The 19,771-nt window shown below is 52.9% G+C and carries 16 protein-coding genes; 8 read left to right on the plus strand and 8 right to left on the minus strand.

The window, feature by feature from the left end:
* Positions 1-77 precede the first annotated feature (77 nt).
* Positions 78-1,532, plus strand: coding sequence for a DASS family sodium-coupled anion symporter (locus OGY15_RS04605; RefSeq protein ID WP_187253256.1), 1,455 nt, complete (start codon positions 78-80; stop codon positions 1,530-1,532).
* A gap of 43 nt (positions 1,533-1,575) precedes the next feature.
* On the plus strand, positions 1,576-2,031 hold the full coding sequence (locus tag OGY15_RS04610) for an HIT family protein (protein WP_187259011.1): 456 nt from the start codon (positions 1,576-1,578) through the stop codon (positions 2,029-2,031).
* Between the two features lie 57 nt (positions 2,032-2,088).
* Here the strand turns inward: OGY15_RS04610 and OGY15_RS04615 are convergent, their stop codons facing one another.
* On the minus strand, positions 2,089-4,260 hold the full coding sequence (locus tag OGY15_RS04615; protein WP_286538516.1) for a YgiQ family radical SAM protein: 2,172 nt from the start codon (positions 4,258-4,260) through the stop codon (positions 2,089-2,091).
* A 198-nt stretch (positions 4,261-4,458) separates the two neighbouring features.
* Between OGY15_RS04615 and OGY15_RS04620 the strand changes: the two genes are divergently transcribed.
* A complete protein-coding gene (locus tag OGY15_RS04620) occupies positions 4,459-5,934 on the plus strand; it encodes a TrkH family potassium uptake protein (protein ID WP_151224351.1) in 1,476 nt (491 codons plus the stop codon).
* A 16-nt stretch (positions 5,935-5,950) separates the two neighbouring features.
* Here OGY15_RS04620 and ftsP read toward each other — a convergent pair whose 3' ends face one another.
* The 4 genes from ftsP to OGY15_RS04640 all read right to left on the minus strand — a co-directional run bounded on the left by ftsP (position 5,951) and on the right by OGY15_RS04640 (position 11,142).
* Positions 5,951-7,363, minus strand: a complete 1,413-nt coding sequence (gene ftsP, locus OGY15_RS04625; RefSeq protein ID WP_151217723.1) for a cell division protein FtsP — start codon at positions 7,361-7,363, stop codon at positions 5,951-5,953.
* A gap of 71 nt (positions 7,364-7,434) precedes the next feature.
* A complete protein-coding gene (plsC, locus tag OGY15_RS04630) occupies positions 7,435-8,172 on the minus strand; it encodes a 1-acylglycerol-3-phosphate O-acyltransferase (RefSeq protein WP_060854968.1) in 738 nt (245 codons plus the stop codon).
* 197 nt (positions 8,173-8,369) lie between these two features.
* Positions 8,370-10,628 carry a DNA topoisomerase IV subunit A gene (gene parC, locus OGY15_RS04635; RefSeq protein WP_286538519.1) on the minus strand — a complete coding sequence of 753 codons (2,259 nt, stop codon included), beginning with the start codon at positions 10,626-10,628 and terminating at the stop codon, positions 8,370-8,372.
* Between the two features lie 118 nt (positions 10,629-10,746).
* Entirely contained in the window at positions 10,747-11,142 is a 396-nt protein-coding gene (locus OGY15_RS04640) for a YgiW/YdeI family stress tolerance OB fold protein (protein WP_005123105.1), read from the minus strand.
* A 152-nt stretch (positions 11,143-11,294) separates the two neighbouring features.
* Between OGY15_RS04640 and qseB the strand changes: the two genes are divergently transcribed.
* The 4 genes from qseB to OGY15_RS04660 all read left to right on the plus strand — a co-directional run bounded on the left by qseB (position 11,295) and on the right by OGY15_RS04660 (position 14,336).
* Positions 11,295-11,954, plus strand: coding sequence for a quorum sensing response regulator transcription factor QseB (gene qseB / locus OGY15_RS04645; protein WP_151217725.1), 660 nt, complete (start codon positions 11,295-11,297; stop codon positions 11,952-11,954).
* Positions 11,951-13,300, plus strand: coding sequence for a quorum sensing histidine kinase QseC (gene qseC / locus OGY15_RS04650; protein WP_187259012.1), 1,350 nt, complete (start codon positions 11,951-11,953; stop codon positions 13,298-13,300). Before qseB ends, qseC begins: the two co-directional genes overlap by 4 nt.
* Positions 13,301-13,409: 109 nt before the next feature.
* Positions 13,410-13,991: an NAD(P)H-dependent oxidoreductase gene (locus tag OGY15_RS04655; protein WP_151217727.1), complete on the plus strand. Its 582-nt coding sequence runs from the start codon at positions 13,410-13,412 to the stop codon at positions 13,989-13,991.
* A 30-nt stretch (positions 13,992-14,021) separates the two neighbouring features.
* Entirely contained in the window at positions 14,022-14,336 is a 315-nt protein-coding gene (locus OGY15_RS04660) for a putative quinol monooxygenase (protein ID WP_003024557.1), read from the plus strand.
* Positions 14,337-14,408: 72 nt separating this feature from the next.
* Here the strand turns inward: OGY15_RS04660 and OGY15_RS04665 are convergent, their stop codons facing one another.
* The 3 genes from OGY15_RS04665 to OGY15_RS04675 are packed head-to-tail and all read right to left on the minus strand — an operon-like array spanning position 14,409 to position 18,722.
* Positions 14,409-15,599, minus strand: coding sequence for a glycoside hydrolase family 88 protein (locus tag OGY15_RS04665; RefSeq protein ID WP_210905375.1), 1,191 nt, complete (start codon positions 15,597-15,599; stop codon positions 14,409-14,411).
* A gap of 23 nt (positions 15,600-15,622) precedes the next feature.
* Positions 15,623-16,891: an oligosaccharide MFS transporter gene (locus tag OGY15_RS04670; protein WP_151217729.1), complete on the minus strand. Its 1,269-nt coding sequence runs from the start codon at positions 16,889-16,891 to the stop codon at positions 15,623-15,625.
* A 10-nt stretch (positions 16,892-16,901) separates the two neighbouring features.
* A complete protein-coding gene (locus tag OGY15_RS04675; protein WP_210905376.1) occupies positions 16,902-18,722 on the minus strand; it encodes a DUF2264 domain-containing protein in 1,821 nt (606 codons plus the stop codon).
* 165 nt (positions 18,723-18,887) lie between these two features.
* Here OGY15_RS04675 and OGY15_RS04680 point away from each other — a divergent pair, with 165 nt between their 5' ends.
* Positions 18,888-19,739, plus strand: coding sequence for a helix-turn-helix transcriptional regulator (locus OGY15_RS04680; protein WP_286538530.1), 852 nt, complete (start codon positions 18,888-18,890; stop codon positions 19,737-19,739).
* Positions 19,740-19,771: the final 32 nt, after the last annotated feature.

The raw sequence follows: 19,771 nt of genomic DNA on the forward strand, positions 1-19,771 counted from the left end.
CGCAACATAACCTGTTAATTATTCAGTAAATATATTCATGATATGAATATATTTATAACACCTATAGGTGCGTAACCGTGACTGAGAAAAAAAGCAATAGTGTCAAATGGCTCCCATTGATTCTTATAACACTCATTTCCGCTGGACTGTGGCAGCTTACCCCGCCGACAGGGCTAAGTACGCCAGCCTGGCATTCAGCAATTATCTTCGTCGCCACCATCGCCTCTATCGTGGCGAAAGTGTTACCCATCGGCGCAGTCGGCATTATTGGAATTACGGTTTTTGCACTCGCCTATGCTGCCGGAGATAAAACCGCCAGCGGCGCTATCACCACAGCGCTAAGCGAACTGAACAGTTCGCTTATCTGGCTTATCGTCGTCGCTTTTATGATTGCCCGCGGGTTTATCAAAACAGGCCTCGGACGACGTATTGCGCTGCAGATGATCCGTTTGCTTGGCAAACGCACTCTCGGACTCGCCTACGGTCTGGCCTTTGCCGATCTGATCCTATCCCCCGCAATGCCGAGCAATACGGCACGCTGCGGCGGCGTCATCTACCCCATTGCCGACTCCCTGGCGCGCAGTTTTCATTCGAATCCGGAAGATGAGTCCCGCAGTAAAATCGGTACCTTTCTTATCACCTGTATTGGCAACGTCAACGACGTCACTGCCGCACTATTTATGACCGGCTACACTGGCAATCTGTTAGCGGTGAAGCTGGCGGCCAATGCGGGCGTCACGCTGACCTGGGGCGGCTGGTTCATGGCGGCGCTGCTGCCTTGCCTGGTCTCCTTACTGCTGGTTCCATTGCTGGTCTACTGGATTGTACGCCCGGAAATTAAACACACACCAGATGCCCCGAATCTGGCGCGTAAAGAGCTGGTGGAAATGGGTCGGATGTCTCGTGGCGAATGGCTGATGCTGGCTACCGTCGGCGTGCTGCTGGTGCTGTGGATTTTTGGCGATACGTTAGGCGTCGACGCCACCACTGCCTCGTTCGTGGGACTGTCTATTTTATTACTAAGCGGTGTTCTGAGCTGGGAAGACGTCAAAAGTGAAAAAGGCGCTTGGGACACACTGATTTGGTTTGCCGCGCTGCTGATGATGGCAAACCAGCTGAAAAAACTGGGTTTTACCACCTGGTTTGGCAATCTGATCGGTGACAGCCTGAGCAGCACCATGCACGGTACCAGTTGGGTAATCGTCCTGCTGCTGCTGAACGCCGCCTATTTCTATACTCACTACTTTTTTGCCAGCGGCAATGCACAGATTGCCGCGCTGTACGCCGTTTTCCTCGGCGTCGGTCTGCATTTGAACATCCCCGCTGCCCCCACGGCGCTAATGCTGGCCTTCACCAGCAGTTTGTACTGCTCGCTCACCCAGTACACCCACGCTCGCGGTCCAATCCTGTTTGGTGCAGGGTACGTTCCAACGGGCGTCTGGTGGCGCACAGGCTTTATCATCAGCCTGTTTAACCAGGCGGTGTTTATCACCGTGGGGTTGATGTGGTGGAAGGTATTGGGTCTGTACTAAACTGACTGCGTCCTGACGACATACCTTACTGCGGAGAAAAGGAATGACCTGTATTTTCTGTCAAATTATTGAAGGCAAAGCCCCCTGCCATAAGGTCTGGGAAGACGAGCACCATCTGGCTTTTCTGTCTATTTTCCCGAACACTGACGGTTTTACCGTGGTGATCCCGAAAAAGCATTACCCCAGCTATGCCTTCGATATGCCGCCGCAGGCGTTGGCTGACCTGATGATGGCAACCCAAAAAGTGGCTAAGAAACTGGATAAGGCTTTCCCGGATGTCAGTCGTACGGGGATGTTCTTCGAAGGTTTCGGCGTAGACCATGTGCACAGCAAATTAAGCCCTATGCACGGTACTGGCGACCTCCCCCACTGGAAACCGATTGAGTCGCGGCAGACCAAATTTTTCGAGCAGTATGAAGGCTATCTGTCATCACACGACCATGAACGAGCGGATGATGCAAAACTGGCCGCATTAGCGGCCAGAATTCGTGAGGCATAACGTTGGATGTGATTGCCGGGTAAAGCATTTGTACCTTATCCGGCATTCAATCTGGCATTAACGCCCCGCAACTTTGCCGCGTTTTTTGTTCGCGGCAGGCGTCTGGCGCTGATGAGCCACTGGCGTATGCTTGGTCAACGCAGGACGGGAATGACGGTTCTGGCGACGTGCTTCACGCATCTCTTCCAGCGTAGGCGCCGGAACCAGACATTCACGACGACCGCCGATCAGATGCTTTTTACCCATGTCTTCCAGCGCCTGGCGGATTAACGGCCAGTTAGCTGGATCGTGGTAACGCAGCAGGGCTTTATGCAAACGGCGCTGCTTATCGCCTTTCGGCACCACCACATCTTCACTCTTATAACCAATTTTACCCAGCGGGTTTTTCCCGGTGTAATACATGGTTGTGGAGTTCGCCAGCGGCGATGGATAGAAGTTCTGCACCTGATCCAGACGGAAGCGACGTTGTTTCAGCCACAGCGCCAGATTCACCATATCCTCGTCACGCGTACCCGGGTGCGCGGAGATGAAGTATGGGATCAGGTATTGCTCTTTACCCGCCTGTTTAGAGTAGGTATCGAACAGCTCCTTAAAGCGATCGTAGCTGCCCATCCCCGGCTTCATCATCTTCGACAGCGGGCCTTCTTCAGTATGCTCTGGCGCAATCTTCAGATAGCCGCCAACGTGGTGGGTCGCCAGCTCTTTGATATAGCGCGGATCTTCAACCGCGATGTCATAGCGCACACCGGAAGCAATGAGGATCTTTTTAATGCCTTTCAAATCACGCGCCCGGCGATAAAGGTTAATCGTCGGTTCGTGGTTGGTATCCATATGCGGACAGATATCCGGGTAAACGCAGGACAGACGACGGCAGGTCTGCTCAGCACGCGGTGACTTACAGCGCAACATATACATGTTCGCCGTTGGGCCACCGAGATCGGAAATCACGCCGGTAAAGCCCGGAACGGTGTCGCGAATGGCTTCGATCTCATTGATTATCGAATCTTCAGAGCGGCTCTGGATGATGCGGCCTTCGTGCTCAGTGATCGAACAGAACGAACAGCCGCCAAAGCAGCCACGCATAATGTTGATCGAGAAACGGATCATCTCGTAGGCCGGAATGCGGCTATCGCCATACGCCGGGTGCGGCACGCGCTTGTACGGCAGCGCAAAGACGCTGTCCATCTCTTCGGTAGAAAGCGGAATAGCTGGCGGGTTAATCCAGATGTAGCGATCGCCATGCTTTTGCATCAGCGCACGCGCGCAGCCTGGGTTGGTTTCGTGGTGCAGGATACGCGACGCATGCGCATACAGCACTTTGTCACCCTTCACTTTTTCGAAAGATGGCAGCAGCACGTAGGTTTTTTCCCACGGTTTCGGGCGCGGCGGCTGTACCGTTACCGCTTTCGCTTCCTGCTTTTTCGGGGCGACCGGTTTGTTGTCGGCACACGGCAGATCTTCGCCGTACGGATGCGGGATCGGGTCAATTTTGCCCGGCGTGTCGAGGCGCGTGGAATCCACCCCACTCCAGCCCGGTAGTGCTTCTTTAACCATAATCGCAGTGTTACGCACGTCGCGGATCTGATCGATGGTTTCCCCCATCGCCAGACGATGCGCCACTTCCACCAGCGGGCGCTCACCGTTACCAAACATCAGCATGTCGGCTTTTGAATCCACCAGCACGGAGCGACGAACGGTATCAGACCAGTAGTCGTAGTGCGCGGTACGGCGCAGACTGGCCTCAATACCACCGAGAATAACCGGCACATCTTTCCATGCTTCTTTACAGCGCTGGGTATAGACCAGCGTGGCACGGTCCGGGCGTTTGCCCGCCACGTTGTCTGGCGTATAGGCATCGTCATGGCGCAGTCGGCGATCGGCCGTATAACGGTTGATCATCGAGTCCATATTGCCTGCGGTTACACCAAAGAACAGGTTCGGTTTACCCAAACGCATAAAATCGTCTTTGTTGTTCCACTCCGGCTGGGCGATAATCCCAACACGAAAGCCCTGAGCTTCCAGCATACGGCCGCAAATTGCCATGCCAAAGCTGGGGTGATCGACGTAGGCATCGCCGGTAACCAGAATGATGTCGCAGCTATCCCAGCCAAGTTGGTCCATTTCGTCGCGTGACATCGGCAAAAACGGTGCCGGGCCAAAACAGGCAGCCCAGTACTGCGGCCAGGAGAAAAGGTCTCTGTCCGGCTGGATCAGGGATATTGCGCTCATAGTGCTTCCAAAAATGGTAAAAAAATAATCAAAGGCCGGGGATTATACGCTGTATGTCGGCAAGAAATGAAGTGGAGTCTGAACCAGACGAGTAGAAAGATTTATAAATTGTTAAATTTTACGCAGCCCATTTTGATCCATCATTATTAACGCCATGCCGACCAGCTGAGGTCACTCTTTTTGGCGGGGGATTTTTCATTGCGACTCAACGATTCACTGCATATTTCCCAGTTACGGGTGGTTGTTCACCTGTGCGGATTTCTGGTTCTTCTCTACAGCTTCTCCATGCTGCCACCGATGACCATTGCTTTGTTAAACAAAGAGCGGAGCTTTTTCGCTTTTTTCAGCACGTTTATGACCTTCTTTACCCTCGGCGGCGGCGCATGGCTGGCAACCAAGCATGCGGGTATTCAACTACGAACCCGGGATGGCTTCGTCATTATCGTTCTGTTCTGGCTGCTGTTTTCGTTTATCAGCGCGATGCCGATGTGGATGGACGACGGCTTAAATCTCTCTTTTGCCGATGCCCTGTTTGAAGGGGTTTCCGGTATAACCACCACGGGTGCAACGGTGATTCACGACGTCAGCGCGTTGCCGAAATCGTATCTCTACTATCGGGCCCAGCTCAATTTTATTGGCGGACTGGGGGTTATTGTCCTCGCCGTGGCGGTATTACCGCTTTTGGGTATCGGCGGCATGAAGCTGTATCAGTCTGAAATGCCGGGGCCCTTTAAAGAAGAACGCCTCACGCCAAGACTTGCCGATACTGCACGTACGCTGTGGCTGACCTATGTCATTTTGGGTCTAATCTGTACTCTGGCCTACTGGGCAGCCGGGATGTCGTTTTTCGACGCCTTGTGCCATGGGCTGTCGACGGTCTCCCTCGGCGGTTTTTCCACGCGCAGTGAGAGTATCGGCTTCTATGACAGCCATGCGATTGAGCTGGTCGCTGGGGTGTTTTCCCTGTTGTCTGCTTTTAACTTCACCCTCTGGTACGTGGCTATTGCGAAACGTACCTTCAAACCCTTTCGTCGCAATGCCGAACTGCGTTTCTTTCTGCTTATTGCGCTGGTTGTCACCGTGATCGCCACCTGGCAGGTCTGGCGGGCGGGCATGTATGGGATAACGGACAGTCTGGTGCATGCTTTTTTTCTCGCCAGCTCCATGCTGACGGATAATGGCCTGTCCACGGCGGATTACGCGCAGTGGCCCTCGCATACCATCTTTATGCTGCTCAGCGCCAGTTTCTTCGGCGGTTGCGTGGGCTCGACCTGCGGTGGGATTAAGGTGCTGCGCTTTTTAATTATGTTCAAGCAGTGCCGTCAGGAGCTACACCAACTCGCACATCCTCGCGCTTTACTGAATATCAAAGTGGGTAATAGCGTGGTAAGCGACCGCGTGGTGCGTTCGGTATGGAGCTTCTTCTTTCTTTACGTTTTGTTCACCAGCTTTTTTATCTGGGCGCTCAATCTGATGGGCTACGATCTTTTCTCCTCTTTTGCCACCGTCGCCGCCTGCATCAACAACATGGGTCTGGGATTTGGCGTCACCGCAACGACATTTGGTACTTTGAACGATGAAGCAAAACTGCTGATGTGCGCGGCCATGATCCTGGGGCGTCTGGAGATTTACCCCATTCTAATCCTGTTCTCGCGCATGTTCTGGCGGGCGTAACGGAAACCCCGGAGCATTACGGCGCCGGGTTCACTAACATCTGTCCGATCGAACCACGGTCCGCCATTTCCAGCGTCTGACTGTTAAAGTAAAACGGGAAATGGGCCCAGGAAGGTTGTCCGTAGTAGACCAGTAATTCAACCTGGCCGTCGACCCAAACGGTATCTTTCCAGCCTCTGTCTTCCGGGAACGGCATCGCGCCATTCACATTACGGATCAGGAACGAGACGCCTTCAATATGGAAAGACTGAGGCATATCCGCCCGCACCGTCCAACGCTCCCAGGAGCCTTGCTGAGCGGTAATATCCATGCGATTGACGTCCCACAGCTGACCATTGATACCAGGATCATCATCCAGGCTGATGTCACGACTGCGAATCGGCGAACCGCTGAGGATTTCCGTTGGCAACAGGCGCATTGGCAGGCTGTCGGTCACCAGCGGCAGGAGGCCAGTCGGACGCAGCGTCAATACCAGCGTGGAGATAAGAATACTGGAAGGCTCAAAGAATCCGCGGATCCTGTCGACAATGCTGGCCGCCTCACCGCAGGTGATAGAGACCTCATTACCGTTAGTCATATCCACCAGAATTTCACGGCGCTCGCCAGGCGCCAGCGAGAGCTGCTTCACCGAAACGGGCGCAGGTAAAAAGCCCTGATCGCTGGAAATCACATGCAGCGCACGGCCATCGCTCATTTGCAACTGGTAACGGCGCGAGTTTGAGGCGTTGAGCAAGCGCAAGCGCACCCAGCCGCGAGAAACCTCGACATACGGACTTTGCACCCCGTTGACCAACAGCGTATCCCCAACAAAACCACCGCTGCCGGGTTCGCTGTATTCCGGCGCACCAAAGTTGTCCAGACGCTTGTCCTGGATAATGATCGGAAAATCATCCACCCCGTAGTGATTGGGGATAGACAGCGATTTACTCACTTCATCCTCAACCAGCCACATCCCGGCAAGGCCATTATAGACCTGCTGGGCTGTACGATTTGGTGTATTGGCGTGATACCACAACGTGGCGGCATTCTGCCGAATCGGCAGCACCGGCGCCCAATCCGCATTAGGAGACATCATGCGTGCCGGGCCGCCCATTAGCGGGCCAGGTACCTGTAAACCGGCGACAGTCATCGAGACATTTTCAGTCAAACGGTTGCTGTAGATAAGCTTGACGTCATCCCCTTTCCAGACGCGGATTGTCGGTCCCAGGTAGCGACCGTTAATTCCCCAGACAGGTGCGCGCGTGCCTTGCGTGAAGGACCAGTGCGCGCGCTGCAGCGTCATAAATAGCGGCTGCCCCCGACGGGACTCCAGCAGCGGAGGTACGGGTAACGGTTGTTGCTGACCGGCAGCATTAGCCTTCAGCGGAACAGCACCTGCACACAGTGCGATCCCCGATGCCTGAATGAACTGACGCCGACTGAATGACATATAAACTCCATGAAAAACTGGCGATTAACACACAGGAAATCTTTTCCTGTAAAAAACCCGAATAGCACGGATTAAACCTTACCGGCGGCTTCCCGTTCAGCAACTTCTTTATCGAGTTCTGCGATTTTTTGTTCCATCAGCGTACGGCAATGCGCTGCCAGTTCACGAACCTGATCTTTTCCAAAGTGGCTAATATCCACCGGCGGCAACATCTCGACAATCGCCAGACCATTATTGAGGCGATTTAAATTTATCTTGTTCGAGGTTGTTGAAACGCACACCGGAATAACCGGGACACCTGCCGCAATCGCCGCGTGAAACGCACCGGTTTTAAACGGCAACAAACCGCGACCGCGGCTGCGTGTTCCTTCCGGGAACATCCAGATAGAAATGCGACGTTTTTTGAAATGGTTAACCACGGCTGCAATGGTGCTGTGCGCTTTTGCGCGGTTGTTTCTGTCAATCAGCAGGTTACCGGTTAGCCAGTAAAGTTGGCCAAAGAACGGGATCCACAGCAGGCTTTTTTTACCTACCGTTACCGTCGGCGGCTGAACGATATTCGCAGCGGTAACCATGTCGTAGTTGTTCTGATGGTTACAAATATAGATAGCATTACCATAGTTCTGCGCGTCTGCCGGCATGCGGCATTCGACCTTCAGACCATAAAGGGGAGCCAGGCGGCCAAACATGTGGCCAAACGTGGCGACGTGTTTAGGATTTCGTGGGCTGAACAGACAGTATATGCACCCGAAGATACAGACCAGAACGCAGTAAATAACAGTAATGATGACACGAAAAATATATAGCATAACAACCTCTAAAGGCCTAAGAACCTGGCGTTTTACGTCACCGGATGCACAACTCGGCATCAGGTTAGGGCTTTGTTAAGAACGGCTCTTAAGGAAAAGCGTATTGTTAATCGCAACGCTCGAATAAACAACGGTTTCACGGGAATTTTTAACGTTGGCTCTCCCTGCGCGAAAACAGGGAGAGCTGGACGGTAGCGTTATTCTTCGCTGTCGCCGTGACTGGCGCGTCGAGGCGAATCAATGTCAATGCGATCGATACGCTGCAGGCCGCGCATTAGCGTACCGCGACGACCACGCTCGCCGGTAACTTTTTGCAACTCTTCAGGACGCAGTTTAATTTTGCGCTTGCCGACGTGGATAGTCAGCGTGCTTTGCGGCGGTAACACATAGAGCAGCGCCAGACCATCTTCGCCTTTTGCCGCTTCCGCTGCGGGGATATTAATGATCTTGTTCCCTTTGCCCTTCGACAACTGCGGTAAATCGCTTACCGGGAACATCAACATGCGACCGGCCTGAGTAATCGCCAGCAGCATATCGGTTTCATCTTCAATCACTACCGGCTGCATAACGCGCGCATTTTCTGGCAGCGTAATCAATGCTTTACCCGCACGGTTACGTGCTACCAGGTCATTGAAGGTGCAGACAAAACCATAGCCCGCGTCGGATGCCATCAGCAGTTTCTGGTCGTCGCCTTCCATCAGCATGTGCTCAACCGTCGCGCCTGGCGGCAGCGTGAGCTTCCCGGTCAACGGCTCACCCTGACCACGCGCCGACGGCAGCGTAATCGGGTCGATGGCGTAGCTGCGTCCGGTCGAGTCAACGAACACTACCGGTTGGTTGCTCTTACCCTTCACCGCCGACTTAAAGCTGTCGCCCGCTTTATAGCTTAATCCTGGCGCATCGATGTCGTGGCCTTTCGCGCTACGCACCCAGCCACTCTGGGACAGCACAATAGTCACCGGCTCAGACGGCAGCATGTCATGCTCGCTCATCGCCTTCGCTTCTTCACGCTCCTGCAGCGGAGAACGACGATCGTCACCATAGGCCTCGGCGTCAGCCTGCAGCTCTTTCTTCAGCAGGTTACTCATTTTACGCTCGGAGGCCAGAATGCCCTGCAACTGATCGCGCTCTTTCGCCAGCTCATCCTGCTCACCGCGGATTTTCATCTCTTCGAGTTTGGCAAGATGGCGTAATTTCAGCTCGAGGATGGCTTCAGCCTGGGTTTCAGAAATGCCAAACCGCGACATCAGCTCTGGCTTTGGTTCATCCTCATGACGAATAATTTCGATCACTTCATCAATGTTGAGGAACGCCGCCAGCAAACCTTCGAGGATGTGCAGGCGTTTAAGCACTTTTTCCAGACGATAGTTGAGGCGACGACGCACGGTATCGCGGCGGAACGCCAGCCATTCAGTGAGGATCTCCAACAGGTTTTTCACCGCCGGACGCCCATCAAGCCCGATCATGTTCAGGTTGATGCGGTAACTTTTTTCCAGATCGGTGGTCGCAAACAGGTGGTTCATCACCTGTTCCATATCCACGCGATTGGAGCGTGGGACAATCACCAGACGGGTCGGGTTTTCGTGATCTGATTCGTCGCGCAAGTCGTCGACCATCGGCAGCTTTTTATTACGCATTTGAGCGGCGATCTGCTCCAGCACTTTAGCCCCGGAAACCTGATGCGGCAGCGCGGAAATCACCACCGCGCCGTCTTCTTTCGACCATACCGCACGCATACGTACGGAGCCGCGTCCGTTTTCGTAAATCTTACGAATCTCCGCACGCGACGTAATGATCTCTGCTTCGGTCGGATAATCCGGCCCCTGCACGATATCCAACAATTGATCCAGCGTCGTTTTCGGCTGCTCAATCAGGGTGATCGCTGCTTTAGCCACTTCACGCAGGTTGTGCGGCGGAATGTCCGTCGCCATACCAACGGCGATACCGGTAGTGCCGTTTAACAGAATATTCGGCAGACGCGCAGGCAACATCTTCGGCTCCTGCATGGTGCCATCGAAGTTAGGCACCCAATCCGACGTGCCCTGGCCGAGTTCACCCAGCAGGACTTCCGCATATTTAGACAGGCGGGATTCGGTATAACGCATTGCCGCGAAGGATTTCGGATCGTCCGGTGCCCCCCAGTTCCCCTGCCCGTCAACCAGCGGATAACGGTAAGAAAACGGCTGCGCCATCAGCACCATCGCTTCATAGCAAGCACTGTCGCCGTGGGGGTGGTATTTACCCAGTACGTCACCGACGGTACGGGCGGACTTTTTAAATTTGGCGCTGGCATTCAGCCCCAGCTCGGACATCGCGTACACGATGCGACGCTGAACGGGTTTCAAACCATCGCCGATAAACGGCAACGCCCTGTCCATGATGACGTACATGGAGTAGTTCAGATAGGCGTTTTCCGTGAATTCATGCAGCGCCAGGCGCTCTGCCATATCGCTCATTAATCGTGGTTCCTCAACTTTGTACCCCTTTATTGAAGGGCAATATTGCCGCAGATACTACCCTATCTGGCGTGTTGAGTCACAAAGAAAAGGGCCACGAATGCGGCCCTGATGAGGATTATTTGGCAACTTTGGTAATCTGTTTCACGTCTATTTCAACGGAGTTCCAGTCTTTATCCACTTCACCCTGGATTTCAACCACATCCTGCGGCGTGACGGTTACGCCGTTCCAACGCTTGTGGTCGATATCGACATTCACTGTGCCAGTCGCATCTTTAAACACGTACAGGTCGTCGGAAATGCGCTCTACAATGTTCCCGCGCAGGGTAACCCAGGTGTCATCACGCAGCGATTTGGCGCTTTCTACCGTCGTGCTGCTGCCGTTAGGGCCAACAAAGCCGCCGTTTTGGCTTTGTGTAGTCGTTGTCGGTCCAGAGAAGCCGCCCTGCTGCGCGGCCAGAACAGGTGCGGAACACAGTGCCATTACGGCAACCATTGCAGCTAATTTTTTCATCGTCATGTCTCCCTTTCATGTTGGTTTACGACTATTAAATAAGTTAATCCTTAACAAGTTCTTAAGGCAAAAAAAGATACTTTTTTTGCTGTACAGAGGCTGTAGCCACAGGTTTACTTGACGGTAATGAGAGTGACCGCAGGGAAGAGCATATGCGTATTTTACTGGTAGAAGATGACACGTTGATTGGCGACGGCCTGAAAACAGGTCTGAGTAAAATGGGTTTCAGCATCGACTGGTTTACTGAGGGTCGTCAGGGAAAAGAAGCGCTCTACAGCGCCCCTTATGATGCGGTGATCCTCGACCTGACGCTGCCAGGCATAGATGGGCGGGACATCTTGCGCGAATGGCGAGCCAACGGGAAGCAAGAGCCGGTGCTGATTCTGACCGCCCGTGACGCGCTGGCGGAACGCGTGGAAGGTCTGCGCCTCGGCGCGGATGACTATCTGTGTAAACCCTTTGCGCTGATCGAAGTTGCCGCAAGGCTGGAGGCGTTGGTGCGCCGTGCCAGCGGCCAGGCCACCAGCGAACTGCGCCACGGTCAGGTGACGCTTAACCCCGGCGCGCTGGTCGCCACGTTCGCAGATGAGCCATTATCACTCAAGCCAAAAGAGTTCGCACTGCTGGAACTACTGATGCGCAACAAAGGGCGCGTACTCCCCCGCAAACATATTGAAGAAAAACTGTATAACTGGGATGAAAACGTCTCCAGTAATGCGGTTGAGGTACACGTCCATCACCTACGCCGTAAGCTCGGCAGCGACTTTATCCGTACCGTGCATGGCATTGGTTATACCCTGGGTGACGCATGAAACTCACACAACGCCTCAGCCTGCGCATCAGGCTAACACTGATTTTTCTGATTCTTGCATCTGCGACCTGGGCCGTTTCCAGCTTTGTGGCCTGGAAGCAGACCACCGATAATGTCGATGAGCTGTTTGATACGCAGTTGATGCTGTTCGCCAAGCGTCTCAGCACGCTGGATATCAGCGACGTTACTACGTCTCATAATATGGCCCGCACGCCGAAGAAGCTGAAGCACGGCCATATTGATGATGACGCGCTGGCGTTTGCCATCTATTCCACCGACGGCAAAATGGTCTTGCACGATGGCGATAAAGGCCAGGATATTCCCTACAGCTACAGCCGGGAAGGCTTTAGTGATGGCCAACTCAATGGCGACAACGATCCGTGGCGCTTTCTGTGGCTAAATTCCGCAGACGGTAAATACCGCATCGTGGTGGGTCAGGAATGGGAGTATCGGGAGGATATGGCGCTGTCGATCGTCACCGCTCAGCTAACGCCCTGGCTGATTGCGCTGCCGCTCATGTTGCTGATCCTGGTGGTCATGCTGAGCCGCGAACTCAGGCCGTTAAAAAAACTGGCGCAGGCTCTGCGCTGGCGTTCACCGGAATCGGAAGAGCCGCTCGACCCGAAAGGTGTGCCAAGCGAAGTACGCCCACTGGTTGAATCGCTCAATCAACTTTTTACACGTATTCATACCACCATGGTACGCGAGCGGCGCTTTACCTCAGATGCCGCCCACGAACTGCGCAGCCCGTTGACCGCGCTGAAAGTACAGACCGAAGTGGTGCAGCTGTCCGACGATGATCCGCAGGCACGACAAAAAGCGTTAATGCAGATGCAAACCGGAATTGACCGCGCCACGCGTCTGGTCGATCAGCTACTGACGCTTTCGCGCCTCGACTCCCTCGATAATCTTCAGGATGTGGCGGAAATCTCGCTGGAGCAGCTCCTGCAATCTGCAGTGATGGACATCTACCATCCGGCGCAGCAGGCCCACATCGATGTGCGTTTGCAGATTAACGCGCACGACATTACACGCACCGGGCAACCACTGTTGCTCAGCCTGATGGTCCGCAATCTCCTGGATAATGCGGTTCGCTACAGCCCGCGGGGAAGCATTGTGGAAGTGACGCTCAACGCCCGAAATTTCAGCATTAAAGATAACGGGCCAGGCGTTGCGCCGGAAGTCCTGACGCACATCGGTGAACGCTTTTATCGTCCCCCGGGACAAAGCGTGACCGGCAGCGGCCTCGGCCTGTCAATCGTCCGTCGTATTGCGACGCTGCATGGAATGTCAGCCTCGTTTAGCAATGCGCCGGAAGGTGGGTTTGAAGCGAAAGTCAGTTGGTAATTGCATTATTGTTGCTCACGTAGCAAAAGACTTTGCACATTTTGCTAATTTCACCGCAGTGCTGGTAGGGGTAAAATCGCCCTCAAACGTTATTCTTTGAGGACACAACATGAGCAACATTCTGATTATCAATGGTGCGAAAAAATTCGGCCATTCCAATGGCCAACTAAATGACACCCTGACCGAGGTCGCGGACGGCTTCCTGCGCGACCTCGGGCATGATGTTAAAGTCGTACGCGCAGACAGCGACTATGACGCACAAACAGAAGTGCAGAATTTTGTTTGGGCAGATACGGTTATCTGGCAAATGCCTGGCTGGTGGATGGGCGCGCCGTGGACGGTGAAAAAATACATTGATGATGTATTCACCGCAGGGCACGGCACGCTGTACGCCAGCGATGGCCGCACACGTTCAGATGCGTCTAAAAAATACGGATCCGGCGGGCTGATTCAGGGCAAAACCTACATGCTGTCTCTGACCTGGAACGCACCGATGGAAGCCTTCACTGAAAAAGACCAGTTCTTCCATGGCGTTGGCGTTGATGGCGTTTATCTCCCGTTCCATAAAGCAAACCAGTTCCTGGGAATGGAAGCGCTGCCGACCTTTATCACCAATGACGTGATTAAAATGCCAGACGTCCCGCGTTATATCGCAGAATATCGCAAGCATCTGAACGAAATTTTTGGTTAACTGGTAACCTGGAATTAGAAGGAGTTAACCATGCTTACCGTTATTGCAGAAATCCGTACACGTCCAGGTCAACATCACCGCCAGGCGGTACTTGATCAGTTCGCTAAAATCGTTCCGACCGTACTGAAAGAAGAAGGTTGTCACGGCTACGCGCCGATGGTCGATCATGCTGCTGGCGTCAGTTTTCAGACCACGGCACCGGACTCAATCGTGATGGTTGAACAGTGGGAAAGCATTGCGCACCTTGAAGCGCATTTGCAAACACCGCATATGAAAGCCTATAGCGAAGCAGTGAAAGGCGATGTGCTGGACATGAATATCCGTATTCTGGAGTCAGGCATTTAAGATTGCCGAGTTGCCGGATGAGGCGTTTTAGGCCACCATCCGGCATTCAACCGCAGCGCCACCGGGCACTCCTTACCAGTAGAGCTTCCAGCTCTGAGTGAAGCGCATTAACGCTTCAACGTAGAAATAATCCCCCCAACTTGCACACTCATCGACCCCTTTGTTGCTCGACAGGTGATACACCGAGTGTTTCAGTAGCCCGTTCCCCTGTTCATCTTTACCCATCAGATAATGCCTGGTCAGCGAGGACATGATCCCCATCGCCCACTGTTGATAGCGCTCGCGATCCGGATCGGTCACCGGCAGATGTTTAATCAGCTCCAGCAGACCACAGACGGTAATCGCCGCCGAAGATGAATCGCGCAGCGCATCGGTTCCGACTAATGCCAGATCCCAGTGGCAAACGGCATCTTCCGGCAGGCGATTAAGAAAGTAGTTGGCCAGCTTTTTCGACAACTGCACCATTTGTTTATCGCCAGTGTAAATATAGCTCAGCAGAAAACCATAAATCCCCCATGCCTGCCCACGCGACCAGCAAGAATCATCAGCATAGCCCTGCTGGGTATTACCATAACGCGGCGCGCCGGTTTGCACGTCCATATAGTAGGTGTGGAAGGTCGACGCATCCTGGCGGATCAGATATTTGGCTGCCTGCGCAACGTGGGCCTTCGCCGCATTCGCAAAACGCGGATCGCCCGTTTGCTCGCTCGCCCAGTACAGCAGCGGCAGATTCATATTGCAGTCAATGATCATCCGTCCGGCCTGATCGGGATCGCGAAGATCGCCCCACGCCTGGATGATCTGCGCCTTTTCATGAAAACGCTCCAACAGCGCTTCAGCCGCCATCAGGGAAAAACCTCGAGCATCGCGATTGTCCGTCAACCGCCAGGCCGCCACACAGGAAAGCGTGTAGAGGAATCCCAGGTCGTGGGTGTTGGTATCGTGGCGTCCGGCAATACGCAGGCCAAACGAACGCACATGCTTCTCCGCCATCTCACGAAATTTGCTCTCACCACTCATTTCCCACGCCAGCCATAACTGCCCAGTCCAGAAGCTGGTCGTCCATTCCACATTCTCTGTCAGTGGGTAATAACCTTGCACACAGGTTTCGGCAGGGAATTGTTCACCGAATTCCGTTAAATGACGGCTAATCAATTCGAGGACATGTTCTCGGGCGCAACTTATTTGATCCTGAAAACTGCCGGGATTAACCGGACTGCCAGGAAATGTGCGCAACGATTCCTCAACGATATGATTTAACATATTTCGGTTCCTTATGACGTAAATTATTTTGCAGGGTTATTTTCAGCAATATCGAGAGCGATATTTTTGCCTCGTTTACTCTGACAGGCAGATAAAGTAAATGCCGATATCAATGTAAAAGTCAGCGCCACAATGCCCATAATGATATATGTCTTCTCAAAGCCTATCCGGTCGTACATTAATCCGGCGGGAGAGGAAACCACCACGTTACCGACATACAGCATGGCCTGATAACCCAGTAAATACATGGTCGCATTGACACGTTTATCAAAATGCTCGGCAATATATTTAAAGACAGAAACCAGTAATAAACAGATCTCCAGACCGTATAGTGGCTTCAGCACAGAAATGAGCAGGTGGGAGTCGCACAGGCCTGAGATAACCAGTCGTGCGCCCACCAGCGTCCCAACAATCAGCAGGCCACGCTTCGCACCAACATAATTGACGAATAGCGGAATGACCATGTACATGAAAAATTCCATTCCCGATTGTACGGTGCCCAGATAACCAAAGACGGCGTTCCCTTCATGTACATCGGCAAAGAAAGTAACGAAGTACCGGGAGAACTGCTGCTCCGCGATAAACATCATCCACGCCACGCCCGCAACGTACAGGCAGAATGCCCAAAATTTGCGATTACGCAGCAGGGCGTAAACATCCGCGGGTGCGATCTTCTCTTTGGTTAGCACCTCCGAGGCATTGGCCGCATTGACATTGACTTTCAGACTCACCAGAACAACCAGCATCACCACTGACGCCAGGCTGCCGAGCATAAAGTTATAGGCCGGTGAGAGGTTAAACAGCAGGCCAGAGAACGATGACGCCACCGCCCAGCCAAGCGACCCCCACATACGGATCTGCCCAAACTCCATGCCGTTCAGACGGCTGTAGCGGTCAGAATAAGATTCACAGGCAGCCACCCCGGCATACCATGCAAAGCTCAAGTAAATCGCGCCAACAATAATACCCAGCATGGTATTGGAGAGTAATAATGGCTGATAGACATAAATAAAAAACGGTGCCATTAACGCTGACATCACCACGACGAAATAGAGCAGATATTTACTCATACCTATTTTATCGAGGATATAGCCATAAATAGGTTTCAGAATAACCGAGAATATACCATTCACAGCAAATACGGTGCCGATCACCGTACCGCTCAACTGCGCCTTTTGCCCCAACCAGATAGCCAACAAGCCAATACTTGCAGACCAGGTAAAGAAATAGAGGAATATAAAACTGCTTATTTTATAATATTCAGTCCGATTTCCCGTTGAATTATTTTTCATACCACCCTCGCTATAAAAAGAACGACAACTGGCGTGCATTTTCAGGCTGCTGAATAACAACCTGGTTATTGTTGATAGATAGCTGCGGAACGGTGGCGTACTGTCTTTGCTGCCCGCTGGCGCTCACGGCGCAGCAAAGCCAGCTTTGGCCCTGCGGGATTTCGCTGGTCAACACAGGAATCGACGCGCATTCCGGGAACATGATGCTACTGTTCGGTGGCGTGACCACGCTATCTGGCTGACGAAATATGGACGGCGACAGATCAACGATAACGCTGGTTCCGTTGCATGCCGCAAGGAGACATCCACGCTCACGTAACCGAGGCTCGGCTTTCATCACCGCAAATCCTCCCTCCACCGTTTGCAGCGTTCGCGCACTGTTAATACGGTGCAGGCGAAGATGCCATTCGCCAAACGGAATCAGCCAGGTCTCAATCATGACGTCATGCCAGGGAGACCAGCGGGACCAGATATAATTCTCATCGACCTGAACCTCGTCGCACTGACGGCGGCCACGATAGTAGCCATCACCGTCCGCCAACAGCAGCATAGAGTCACAGGCTGCATGCTTGATGCCGTAACGGCCACGCTCAATGGTGAAACCAAAGCGGCTGGAGTAAGCAAATTTGGTGTATTTGGCTTCGGTATTAACGTAGTTGTTCAGTTCAAGCTGGCCTGAGGTCAGCATCATGACATGCTCAGAATGCTCACTATGCTGCAGGATCTGCGCAGCATGGGGGATAACGCATTTTTCAGCGAGTCGCGGTAGCGCCAGCTCTTCAGCCTGCCAGAATGGATGATCCTCCGGCAGTGCAAGAATCAAAAAGACCTTCAATGCCCAATAAGGCGATCCCGGCGAGTTGTAGTCTTCACACATCGCCAGATTCGGGTAGGCAAACCCCAGCGTCAGAATGCCATCACGATCGAAAATCGGCTGCTTCTGCCACCAGCGCAAATGACGCAGGATCACTCCTTTGATTATGCCTGGCGAAAGAACATCCAGTTCGGCAAACGCCACCGCGCTCCAGAAGGCAACCATGGCAAAACGGTAGGTCAGGCTGCGACCAAATGGCACCGATGCGCCGTCAGCGGCGGACAGGTAAATAAAATCTTCTGCAAACAAGCGCGAACGTTCACGCAGAACGACAGCGCGTTCGGTATCATCCGGGCTGAGGGTGGCATACAACAGGCCGTAGAAGTGAAAAGCCATTGAGATGTAGTAATCTTTCGGTCGACCGGGACCATCGGAATACCAACCGTCGCCAAGATAGTAGGCTTCCATCAGCTCAAAGCGGCGATCGATAGCCGCCTGATCGTAAGGCATACCCGCACGCTTGAAACCAAGCTGAACGATAATCGCAAAATAGTTCCAGTTGCTGTCCGGCATTTGCGAGTCGGTTATCTGATTCAGCCAGCGGTGCAGATTCTCGCGTTCGCTCAGGGAGAAATGCTCCGTTAATTGCGTCTGTAACAATGCCAGACCCAGGCCATAAGCCGCCATCTCAACCAGACGCTGATCGTAAGGACCGGTATCTCCCCAGTAATGTGGGCTTTGTGGGTCAGTACCGAGTTTTATCGCCTGAATGTACTTTTCGGCAAACGGCACTTTAGCCCCGCCAGCCATCAGCGGAAATAGCCCCCACAACGCCCGGGAAAGCCCTTCCATACTGGCAATATCCGCGCTGTAGTGAGCACAGGTATTGCCAAGAGAAAACTGAGCCTGCCCCGCCGGAAACTGCCGATCCAGCGCACGTAAAATGGCGTTAACCGCACACATTACGTCTTTGCGTGATGACAATGGATTTGATTTTTCTTCAGTTGCTGACCACATACTCTGCCCCTCTGAATTAAGTGGCTAAAGAATAGTGAATCGCAGACCAGCAGAAATGTTACGTCAATCACACCACCAGAATTAAAGTAAAACAGCGATTGAGAAAATTTAAAAATAGGGTTTATAAATTACCATTCGGCGGCAAAAATTTAAATTTATTGCACTATGACTTTATCCTCACCGCAAGAACGTCTGGAGCTGATCGCCCTCAATGATGCGGTTGCATCGTTCAGTCGTTTATTCGCTAATACCGTGCGTTATCACCACTGGCATCAGTGTCTGGAAGTGCTGTATGTGGAAGAAGGCTTTGGCGTGGTCACGGTTGACCATAAGCAGTTCACCATGCGACCGGGACGCATGTTCTTTTTCCCACCGTTTACTCTACACAAGATCTGGGTCGATGAGCAGGCACGGGATAGTTATCGGCGTACCATCATTCATCTCGATCAACATGCGGTGCTGAAGGTGCTTCGCGACTTGCCACACACTCAGCAGCATCTGCAAAATCTGAGCATTCGCGGCAGTGAAGCATGGGTCGTCGACGCGGCGGATGTTCATCCGCATGTTGATTTTCTCTTCAGCCGTTATGAAAAAATGGTCACTCAGAAACCGCTAAATACAGAACAGGTTGCTTGTTTGTTAGTCAACTTACTCGGCCTGTTACCCGACGATAATGGCAATATGCCGGAAATTAGCAGCGGTATTGCCAGTCAGGTGATGTTCTGGCTGGATGAGCATTACACTCACAAATTTAGTCTGGCAGCGCTGGCGCAGGAGCTGAATAAATCAAAAAGCTATGTTTCCCGACGCTTCCAGATGGAAACGGGCGAGAGCATTCTTGACTATCTCAATACGCTGCGACTGCGAAAAGCCTGTGAAGCGCTGTTACACAGTGAAATCAGCGTGCGGGAAGTTGCTCAAAAGGTGGGATTTTCGGAGGTAACGTACTTTATCAGCGCCTTCGGCAAAGGCATTGGCGAGACGCCGTTGCAGTATCGCAAGCGGCATAAACATTAACGCCGGAAAGCACATTGCTTTTCCGGCATTCA

Origin of the sequence: Citrobacter sp. Cu231 (genome assembly GCF_030332265.1) — a bacterium.
GTDB lineage: Bacteria > Pseudomonadota > Gammaproteobacteria > Enterobacterales > Enterobacteriaceae > Citrobacter > Citrobacter meridianamericanus.

Coding starts and splice junctions, on each gene's coding strand:
- OGY15_RS04660 (WP_003024557.1), top strand. CDS start 14,022: ATGCTTACCGTTATTGCAGAAATCCGTACACGTCCAGGTCAACATCAC.
- OGY15_RS04675 (WP_210905376.1), bottom strand. CDS start 18,722: ATGTGGTCAGCAACTGAAGAAAAATCAAATCCATTGTCATCACGCAAA.
- OGY15_RS04610 (WP_187259011.1), top strand. CDS start 1,576: ATGACCTGTATTTTCTGTCAAATTATTGAAGGCAAAGCCCCCTGCCAT.
- parC (WP_286538519.1), bottom strand. CDS start 10,628: ATGAGCGATATGGCAGAGCGCCTGGCGCTGCATGAATTCACGGAAAAC.
- qseC (WP_187259012.1), top strand. CDS start 11,951: ATGAAACTCACACAACGCCTCAGCCTGCGCATCAGGCTAACACTGATT.
- OGY15_RS04615 (WP_286538516.1), bottom strand. CDS start 4,260: ATGAGCGCAATATCCCTGATCCAGCCGGACAGAGACCTTTTCTCCTGG.
- OGY15_RS04665 (WP_210905375.1), bottom strand. CDS start 15,599: ATGTTAAATCATATCGTTGAGGAATCGTTGCGCACATTTCCTGGCAGT.
- plsC (WP_060854968.1), bottom strand. CDS start 8,172: ATGCTATATATTTTTCGTGTCATCATTACTGTTATTTACTGCGTTCTG.
- qseB (WP_151217725.1), top strand. CDS start 11,295: ATGCGTATTTTACTGGTAGAAGATGACACGTTGATTGGCGACGGCCTG.
- OGY15_RS04670 (WP_151217729.1), bottom strand. CDS start 16,891: ATGAAAAATAATTCAACGGGAAATCGGACTGAATATTATAAAATAAGC.
- ftsP (WP_151217723.1), bottom strand. CDS start 7,363: ATGTCATTCAGTCGGCGTCAGTTCATTCAGGCATCGGGGATCGCACTG.
- OGY15_RS04640 (WP_005123105.1), bottom strand. CDS start 11,142: ATGAAAAAATTAGCTGCAATGGTTGCCGTAATGGCACTGTGTTCCGCA.
- OGY15_RS04655 (WP_151217727.1), top strand. CDS start 13,410: ATGAGCAACATTCTGATTATCAATGGTGCGAAAAAATTCGGCCATTCC.
- OGY15_RS04680 (WP_286538530.1), top strand. CDS start 18,888: ATGACTTTATCCTCACCGCAAGAACGTCTGGAGCTGATCGCCCTCAAT.